Source organism: Ferrovibrio terrae (assembly GCF_943371255.1).
GTDB classification, from domain to species: Bacteria; Pseudomonadota; Alphaproteobacteria; order Ferrovibrionales; family Ferrovibrionaceae; genus Ferrovibrio; species Ferrovibrio terrae_B.
Genome location: NZ_CALRUC010000161.1, coordinates 1 through 7,244, shown reverse-complemented (window position 1 = coordinate 7,244; position 7,244 = coordinate 1). Strand labels below are relative to the sequence as shown.

At 66.2% G+C, this 7,244-nt stretch carries 11 protein-coding genes; 8 read left to right on the top strand and 3 right to left on the bottom strand.

Annotated features, from left to right (window positions below; all coding sequences use genetic code 11):
• Positions 1-63: 63 nt before the first annotated feature.
• Complete coding sequence (locus AAG799_RS21535) at positions 64-1,089, top strand: aspartate-semialdehyde dehydrogenase (RefSeq protein WP_341899070.1); 1,026 nt, start codon at positions 64-66, stop codon at positions 1,087-1,089.
• A 73-nt stretch (positions 1,090-1,162) separates the two neighbouring features.
• Here the strand turns inward: AAG799_RS21535 and AAG799_RS21530 are convergent, their stop codons facing one another.
• Both AAG799_RS21530 and AAG799_RS21525 read right to left on the bottom strand, forming a co-directional pair.
• Complete coding sequence (locus AAG799_RS21530) at positions 1,163-1,801, bottom strand: NrsF family protein (RefSeq protein ID WP_341899069.1); 639 nt, start codon at positions 1,799-1,801, stop codon at positions 1,163-1,165.
• Between the two features lie 13 nt (positions 1,802-1,814).
• Complete coding sequence (locus AAG799_RS21525) at positions 1,815-2,396, bottom strand: sigma-70 family RNA polymerase sigma factor (RefSeq protein WP_341899068.1); 582 nt, start codon at positions 2,394-2,396, stop codon at positions 1,815-1,817.
• Positions 2,397-2,574: 178 nt separating this feature from the next.
• Between AAG799_RS21525 and AAG799_RS21520 the strand changes: the two genes are divergently transcribed.
• The 7 genes from AAG799_RS21520 (at position 2,575) to AAG799_RS21490 (ending at position 6,566) form a co-directional block, all read left to right on the top strand.
• On the top strand, positions 2,575-2,859 hold the full coding sequence (locus AAG799_RS21520; RefSeq protein ID WP_341899067.1) for a DUF2282 domain-containing protein: 285 nt from the start codon (positions 2,575-2,577) through the stop codon (positions 2,857-2,859).
• Positions 2,860-2,924: 65 nt separating this feature from the next.
• On the top strand, positions 2,925-3,770 hold the full coding sequence (locus tag AAG799_RS21515; protein ID WP_341899066.1) for a DUF692 domain-containing protein: 846 nt from the start codon (positions 2,925-2,927) through the stop codon (positions 3,768-3,770).
• Position 3,771: 1 nt separating this feature from the next.
• Positions 3,772-4,524, top strand: a complete 753-nt coding sequence (locus tag AAG799_RS21510; RefSeq protein ID WP_341899064.1) for a DNA-binding domain-containing protein — start codon at positions 3,772-3,774, stop codon at positions 4,522-4,524.
• The gene (locus AAG799_RS21505) at positions 4,521-5,012 is read left to right on the top strand and encodes a DoxX family protein (protein ID WP_341899062.1); all 492 of its coding nucleotides are present in this window, start codon (positions 4,521-4,523) and stop codon (positions 5,010-5,012) included. The genes AAG799_RS21510 and AAG799_RS21505 overlap by 4 nt, the downstream gene beginning before the upstream one ends.
• A 71-nt stretch (positions 5,013-5,083) precedes the next feature.
• On the top strand, positions 5,084-5,575 hold the full coding sequence (locus AAG799_RS21500; protein WP_341899061.1) for a PAS domain-containing protein: 492 nt from the start codon (positions 5,084-5,086) through the stop codon (positions 5,573-5,575).
• Positions 5,572-6,063 (top strand): PAS domain-containing protein, encoded by a 492-nt coding sequence (locus AAG799_RS21495; protein WP_341899059.1) that lies wholly within the window; start codon positions 5,572-5,574, stop codon positions 6,061-6,063. Before AAG799_RS21500 ends, AAG799_RS21495 begins: the two co-directional genes overlap by 4 nt.
• Positions 6,060-6,566: a PAS domain-containing protein gene (locus tag AAG799_RS21490; RefSeq protein WP_341899058.1), complete on the top strand. Its 507-nt coding sequence runs from the start codon at positions 6,060-6,062 to the stop codon at positions 6,564-6,566. The genes AAG799_RS21495 and AAG799_RS21490 overlap by 4 nt, the downstream gene beginning before the upstream one ends.
• A gap of 3 nt (positions 6,567-6,569) precedes the next feature.
• Here the strand turns inward: AAG799_RS21490 and pdxY are convergent.
• A partial coding sequence (gene pdxY, locus AAG799_RS21485) for a pyridoxal kinase (RefSeq protein WP_341899056.1) occupies positions 6,570-7,244 on the bottom strand: 675 nt, incomplete at its 5' end.

Sequence of the window (7,244 nt, the reverse complement as noted above, 5' to 3'; positions counted from 1 at the left end):
GTCTCGTGTTCCTCAAAGTCCGCCGGGTGTCGACCTGCCGGACGCAGCGAAAGAAGGCCAGATATGACCTATAAGGTCGCCGTTGTCGGCGCCACCGGTGTGGTGGGCCGCGAAATGCTCAACATCCTCCACGAACGCAAGTTTCCGGTTTCGGAAGTGGTTGCCCTTGCCTCGCGCCGCAGCGTCGGCCGCGACGTCATGTATGGCGACAAGCATATCAAGGTGAAGGCGCTCGACGAATACGACTTCCGCGGTGTGGACATCGCGCTGTTCTCGGCCGGCGGCGCCACCTCGAAGGAATGGGCGCCGCGCGTCGCCGCCCAGGGCGCCGTGGTGATCGACAATTCGAGTTTCTGGCGCATGGACCCCGATGTGCCGCTGGTGGTGCCGGAAGTGAATGCCGATGCCATCGCCGGCTACACCAAGAAGGGCATCATCGCCAACCCGAACTGCTCGACCGCCCAGCTGGTGGTCGCGCTGAAGCCGCTGCATGACCGCGCCACCATCAAGCGCGTGGTGGTCGCCACCTATCAGTCGGTCTCGGGCGCTGGCAACGAGGGCGTCACCGAGCTGGAACGCCAGACCAAGCAGATCCTGGTCAACGATCCGGTGGTGCGCGAGAAGTTCACCAAGCAGATCGCCTTCAACGTCATTCCTCATATCGACGTCTTCATGGACGACGGTTACACCAAGGAGGAATGGAAGATGACGGCCGAGACCAAGAAGATTCTCGACCCCAAGATCAAGCTGACCGCCACCTGCGTACGCGTGCCGGTGTTCATCGGCCATTCGGAAGCCGTCAACATCGAGTTCGAGCAGTCGATCTCGGCCGAAGAGGCGACCGAAATCCTCAGTAGCGCGCCGGGCGTGCAGGTGCTGGATCGCCGCGAGGACGGCGGCTATATCACGCCGCTGGACTGCGCCGGCGACTACAACACCTTCGTGTCGCGCATCCGCGAGGATTTCACCGTCGACAATGGTCTGGTGATGTGGGTGGTGTCGGACAACCTGCGCAAGGGCGCGGCGCTGAACGCGGTGCAGATCGCCGAAGTGCTGGCCGCCCGCTACCTGAAGAAGCAGGCCGCGTAACACGACCCGTCATTAAAGAAGCAGAGTTCTCCTCCAGGGCCGCCCGCGCAAGCTGGCGGCCCTCTTCTTTTGCCTACCAGCGCAGCAGGCGGCGGCCGATCAGCGCACCCAGGCCGGCCAGCAGGGCAATCGCCAGCGTGTACCAGGTGGCGACAAACAGCGGACTGTCATCCGGGCAATGCGCGGCATAGAGCGAGGCTGACATGCCGCCGGCAATCAGCCCGGCCACGGCGCCGGCCAGCGCGGGCCGCGATGGCGCGCCGCTGCGCAAAGCCAGCAGGATCAGTGCAAGCGGCGCCAGCCCCATCAGCGGAATATAGGTGAGGCAGTTGCGCGCATTGCTGCCGACCAGCGCGGTCAGCCAGCCCGACCCGGGCAGCGCGATCAACTCGACGGCAATGCCGATCAGCAGCAGGCCGGGTGCCAGCAGCAGGGCGCGACGCCAGACGCCCAGCGTGGCGCCGGGGCGGATCAGCCGCAGCACCAGCCCGGTGGCAGCCACCGCCAGTGCCAGCGTAACAACGAATTTCAGCAGGAAGCGCAACTGGTCGAGCGAGGCCAGCGCATTGCCGCGCGGCCCGAGCAGCAGCATGAACAGCACGGCGGCGACGACGATGCCACCGGCCAGCGCCAGCGACAGCTTCACTTGCGGCCGCAGGCCCGGCGGGGTCGCATCCTCGGCAATCGCGCGGATCAGATCGTCGGTTTTCATGGCTCGCAGCTCCTCATGCGCCCTGTTCCCTTAACCGCTGGGCCAGGGCGGCCAACCCGCGATGCAGTGCCACCCGCACCGCACCTTCCGTCATCATCAGGCGTTGCGCCGTTTCGCGGATCGAAACGCCATCCACGGCCACCGCCTGCACCACATTGCGCTGGCCCGGCGCCAGGCTGTGCAGATGCCGCACCACATCACTCACCACGCTGCGGTCTTCCTCCGCCGGTGCCGCCAGCACGTCGCTGAGATCGTCGATATCGATCTCGCGACCGCGCCGGCCGCGGCGCCGCAGCGCATCGACCAGCTTGTTGCGCGCAATAGCGCGAATCCACGGCCCGATCGGCGCATCCTGCTGCCAGGTCTGCCGCTTGAGATGAATGGCCAGCAAGGTCTCCTGCACCACATCCTCCGCATCCGCCGGCATCAGGCCGAATTTCTGGCACCCGCGCCGGGCCGCAACCCGCAGCACCGGCGCCAGTTCGACCAGCAGGGCCTGATAGGCGGCACGGTCGCCGCCAAGGCCAGCCCGCATCAGGCTGCTCCAGCGGGTTTCCTGCTCGCCTTGCGCATGGGCGAGATTGCGGTCGCTCACATCCAGTCCTTCGTCACGGCACGGCCCGATGTTACAGGCCGGCGGCAGAAAAAATAATTGCTACACGAAAGCGTGAGCAGCGTAACACAGGCCGGCGCGGCCGCGAATGAGGGCTATGGGCGGCATCGAGCCGCAGCCGCCCGCCTTATCCCGATCCGCGGCATCACAGGAGACACCCATGCTCGCCAAGACGCATCTGACCGCCGCCCTGCTGGCCGGCTCGCTCGCCACCGCGATGGCCCTGATCGCCAGCCCGGCCCCGGCCCAGGATGCCAGCAAGGAAAAGTGCTACGGCATCGCCATGGCCGGCAAGAATGACTGCGCCGCCGGCCCCGGCACCACCTGCGCTGGCACTTCGAAGGTCGATTACCAGGGTAACGCCTTCAAGCTGGTCGCCAAGGGCACCTGCACCACCATGAAGACCCCGAAGGGCATGGGCTCGCTGGAGCCGATGAAGAGCTGATGATCGCAGGCGGATGCCGGCATCGCCCGGCATCCGCCGCTTTTCCGTATCCGGTTCACGCCATCATGCTGCCTCCCGTTGCTGGAACTGCCTTCAAGCCCGAGCATCTCGCTGCCCTGCAGGCCGAGGTTGCGAAGCCGGGCTTTGTCGAAGTGCATGCCGAGAATTACATGGGCGATGGCGGCCTGCCGCATGCGCAGCTGGCGGCCCTGCGGCAGGACATGGCGCTGTCGCTGCATGGCGTCGGGCTGTCCATCGGCGGCACCGCACCGCTCGATCGCGACCATCTGCGGCGCCTGCACCGGCTCTGCGACCGCTATCAGCCGCAGAGCTTCTCCGAGCATCTGGCCTGGTCGAGCCATGGCGGCGTCTTCCTCAACGACCTGCTGCCGCTGCCCTATACCGATGCGACGCTGGCGCGCGTGATTTCGCATGTGACGCAGACCCAGGAGGCCCTGGGCCGCCGCATGCTGCTGGAAAATCCCGCCACCTATCTGCACTTCGCCGCCAGCACGATCCCTGAAACCGAATTCCTGGCCGAGGTCGCCGCACGCACCGGCTGCGGACTGCTGCTGGATGTCACCAATGTGCTGGTCGCCTGCAGCAATCGCGACGAAGACCCGGTCGCCTATCTTGCTCGCTTCCCGCTGCAGCATGTGGGCGAGATTCATCTCGCCGGCCATCATGCGACGACAGACCGCCATGGCATGCCACTGCTGATCGACGACCATGGCAGCGCGGTGAATGCGCGCGTCTGGCAGCTGTATGAATCCATCATCGCCCGCAGCGGTGCCCGCGCCACGCTGGTGGAATGGGACACCGACGTGCCGGCCTGGCCGGTGCTGGTGGCCGAAGCGGCCCGCGCGCAGCAGGTGCTGGGCCGCATGGCCGGCAAGGCGGAGGCAGCCTGACATGCAGCCAGCCTTCGCCGCCGCCCTGCTGGATGCCGAACATGCTGTGCCGCCCGGCCTGCTAGCCGCCGATCCGGCCGAGCGTTTCGCCGTCTATCGCAACAACGTGGTCAGCGGCCTTGGCCGCGCGCTGGCCAACGGCTTTCCCGCCGTTGAAGCCATCGTCGGCGCGGAGTTTTTCGCCGCCATGGCCGCGATCTTCGTGCGCGTGTCGCCGCCAGCCTCGCCGGTGCTGCTCGACTATGGCGCCGCATTGCCGGATTTCCTCAACAGCTTTGCACCGGCGGCCGAGTTGCCCTACCTCGCCGATGTGGCGCAGCTGGAACTGGCCTATACGCGTGCCTTCCACGCCGCCGATGCACAGCCGCTGCCGGCCGATACACTGGGCCGGCTGACCGCCGACCGCATCGGCGCACTGCGCGTTAATCTCCACCCGTCGCTGCAGATCCTGCGCGCGGCCTATCCCGCCGCCACCATCTGGGCGATGAATACCGGGCGACTGCCGCTAGCCGAGATCACCGACTGGTCGGCCCAGGACATCCTGGTGCTGCGCCCGCAATACGGCGTCGATGTCGTCATCCTGGCGCCCGGCGAAGCCGCATTCCTCACCGCCCTGCAGGCCGGCAGCACGCTCGGCGAAGCGGCGGCTGCCGCACTGGACGCTGCCGCCATATTCGATCTCGGCCCGGCCCTGGCCGCCCTCTTCATGCGCGGCGCCGTTACCGCCTGCCACGATTCACAGGAAGACCCATGACCATGACCCGCCCGCTTCCCCTTGCCGCGCCATCTCTTGCCGCCAGCCTGACGACTGCGCTGCAGCGGATCATCGCCATGCTGGACTGCATTCCGCACAGCCTGATCGCATTCGGCGCCCGCGTCTTCCCGGCGGCGGTATTCTGGCAGTCGGGCCAGACCAAGCTGGACGGCTGGCGGGTGTCGGACAACGCCATCGTACTGTTCCGCGAGGAATACCGGCTGCCGCTGCTCGATCCGGTGGTGGCTGCCCATCTGGCAACCCTGGGCGAGCATCTCTTTCCGCTGCTGCTCGTTCTCGGCCTTGCCAGCCGCTTCGCCGCCCTGGCCCTGCTGGGCATGACCGCCGTGATCCAGATTTTTGTCTATCCCGATGCCTGGCCGACCCACGGCATCTGGGCGATCAGTCTCCTGATCATTATCGCCCGTGGTCCCGGACGATTTTCAATCGATCACCTGATCGTGCAGTACGGGCGCAGTGGAAAGTGACGCCGCCGATGGCGCATGCGGCCACAGCCGGATTGCGCAACGCGAGGGCTTGAGGCGTAATACGGTCGCAGATGACCGCTTCTCCCCTGCCTGATGATGCGCATGTCCTCATCCGGGATGCCTATCAATACTGGCTTCGCATTCACCCGGCACCGGACAGGCTTCCGGGCCGGCAGCATTTCGATCCGCTCGACATTCCGCATCTGCTGCCACATGTCTGGCTGGTCGATGTGATCCGGGGCGCGCCGCCGCGCTTCCGCTATCGCATTGTCGGCACGGCGCTGGATCACAGCATGGGCCGCAGCCTGAGCGGCCAGATGCTTGACGATGTGATCCCCAATTTTTACACCGCCCCGGCGCTCAGCGCGCCCTATATCGCCATGCTCACCGAGCCACGGCCGGCCTATCGCAAGGGTGCGCCGATCTTTGCGCATAACCGGCAATTCCGTATGATCGAACGCCTGTTGCTGCCGCTGGCACGCGATGGCGTGGCGCCGGACATCCTGTTCTGTGTCACCCTGTTCTACCTGCCTGACGGCACTGTTATCGGATCGACGACATGAGTGCTTTCGCGTTGCCCGCCGACGCCCATCCCCTGATCCGACAAGGCTACGAGTACTGGCTCCAGGTGCATCCGGCTGAAAACCTGCTGCCCGGCCGTCAGCATGTGGACCCAACGGCGATTCCCAAGCTGCTGTCACATATCTGGATGGTTGATGTTCAGGCTGAACCCCTGCGCTTCCGATATCGCCTGCTCGGCACCGCCGTGCGCCGCATCACGCCCAGTGGAGAAGCCGTCGTGGGCCGCTGGATCGACGAGGTCGATACCAACTTCATCGCCTCAGGCCGCATGGAGGCCTTCGTGCAGCCGGTGCGCAACCGCGCACCGTGCTATCGCCGCGGCAAGCCGATGTTCCCGCTCGGCCTGGATCACCTGACAGTCGAACGGCTGTTCATGCCGCTGGCGGCAGATGGTAAGATTGTGGATATGCTGTTCTGCATCTCGCTGTTCCTGTCGACCGAACAGGCCCTGATGGACCCCAGCGAATGAGCAGCGGTTTCACCTTGCCCGCCGATGCCCATCCGGTGATCCAGAAGGGCCTGGCCTACTGGCGCGCGGCGGCGCCAGCCGAGGGCCTGCTGCCCGGCCGCCAGCATATCGATCCGCTCGGCATGCCCGCCCTGCTGCCCTATGCCTGGCTGCTGGAGGTGCACCCGCCGGAGGGCACCATCACCATCCCGCGCTTCCGCTTTCGCCTGGTCGGCAGCCATGTCGATCTCGGTTTCAACGGATCGATGACCGGCAGCTGGCTGCATGACATGGAAACCGGCTTCGAGACGGTGAGTTCGCGGTCGCGCAGTTTTGTCGATGCCGCCACCAACGCGCAGATCAGCCATCGTCGCGGGCCGCCGCGATTCCGCACCAATGCCGAGACGGCCGAACTGGAGCGCCTGATGATGCCGCTGGCCAGCGATGGCCAGCATGTCGACATGCTGCTCGGCTTCACCGTCTTCTATGACGGCATCGGCAGCGTCTTGCGGAGCAACCTGTAAGGGTTAGCGCACGCGTTCGATATCGGGCAGGAACTGCGGCGCCCGCAGCAGGTCCTGGATCATGTGCAGCCGCATTTCCGGCGCGCGGTTCTCGCGCGCATCGCGCAACGCGGTATAGGTCGCCGACATGGCGAACAGCAGCGCCTTCTTCGGCGTGCGGCCCTTCAGCAACCGGGTGAGAAACAGCGAGGCGAACAGATCGCCGGCACCCTTGGGCAGGCCCTCGCCCAGATCCGGTACGGCGCAGAGCCAGGCGCCGTCGGCATTGACCAGCAGCGCCTCGAGCAGGGCCTGGCCCTGGCTCCGACCGCCGTCGCGCCGCTGCAGCGTGGTTGCCACCACCATCGCCGGGCCTTTCGCCCGCAGCGCATCGCAGGCCGCCAGCGCAGACGGCAGATCGTCGATCTTGCCGCCGGTGAGATATTCCAGCTCGAAGCCGTTCGGCGTGGCGATATCGGCGGTGGGAAACAGATGGTCGCGGATATAGGCGGGCAGCGCCGGATCGACATACAGCCCGCTGTCGCTGTCGCCCATCACCGGGTCGCAGAGGAAGATCGCCTTCGGATTGGCCGCCTTCACCGCCAGCGCGGCGCGGCCGGCGGCCTCGGCGGTGCGGGGATTGCCAAGCCAGCCAAGCAGCACGGCATCGATCTGGTTCCATTCCGGCCGCGTCTGCAG

Coding starts and splice junctions, on each gene's coding strand:
- AAG799_RS21505 (WP_341899062.1), top strand. CDS start 4,521: ATGACCATGACCCGCCCGCTTCCCCTTGCCGCGCCATCTCTTGCCGCC.
- AAG799_RS21515 (WP_341899066.1), top strand. CDS start 2,925: ATGCTGCCTCCCGTTGCTGGAACTGCCTTCAAGCCCGAGCATCTCGCT.
- AAG799_RS21535 (WP_341899070.1), top strand. CDS start 64: ATGACCTATAAGGTCGCCGTTGTCGGCGCCACCGGTGTGGTGGGCCGC.
- AAG799_RS21520 (WP_341899067.1), top strand. CDS start 2,575: ATGCTCGCCAAGACGCATCTGACCGCCGCCCTGCTGGCCGGCTCGCTC.
- AAG799_RS21500 (WP_341899061.1), top strand. CDS start 5,084: ATGACCGCTTCTCCCCTGCCTGATGATGCGCATGTCCTCATCCGGGAT.
- AAG799_RS21490 (WP_341899058.1), top strand. CDS start 6,060: ATGAGCAGCGGTTTCACCTTGCCCGCCGATGCCCATCCGGTGATCCAG.
- AAG799_RS21530 (WP_341899069.1), bottom strand. CDS start 1,801: ATGAAAACCGACGATCTGATCCGCGCGATTGCCGAGGATGCGACCCCG.
- AAG799_RS21510 (WP_341899064.1), top strand. CDS start 3,772: ATGCAGCCAGCCTTCGCCGCCGCCCTGCTGGATGCCGAACATGCTGTG.
- AAG799_RS21495 (WP_341899059.1), top strand. CDS start 5,572: ATGAGTGCTTTCGCGTTGCCCGCCGACGCCCATCCCCTGATCCGACAA.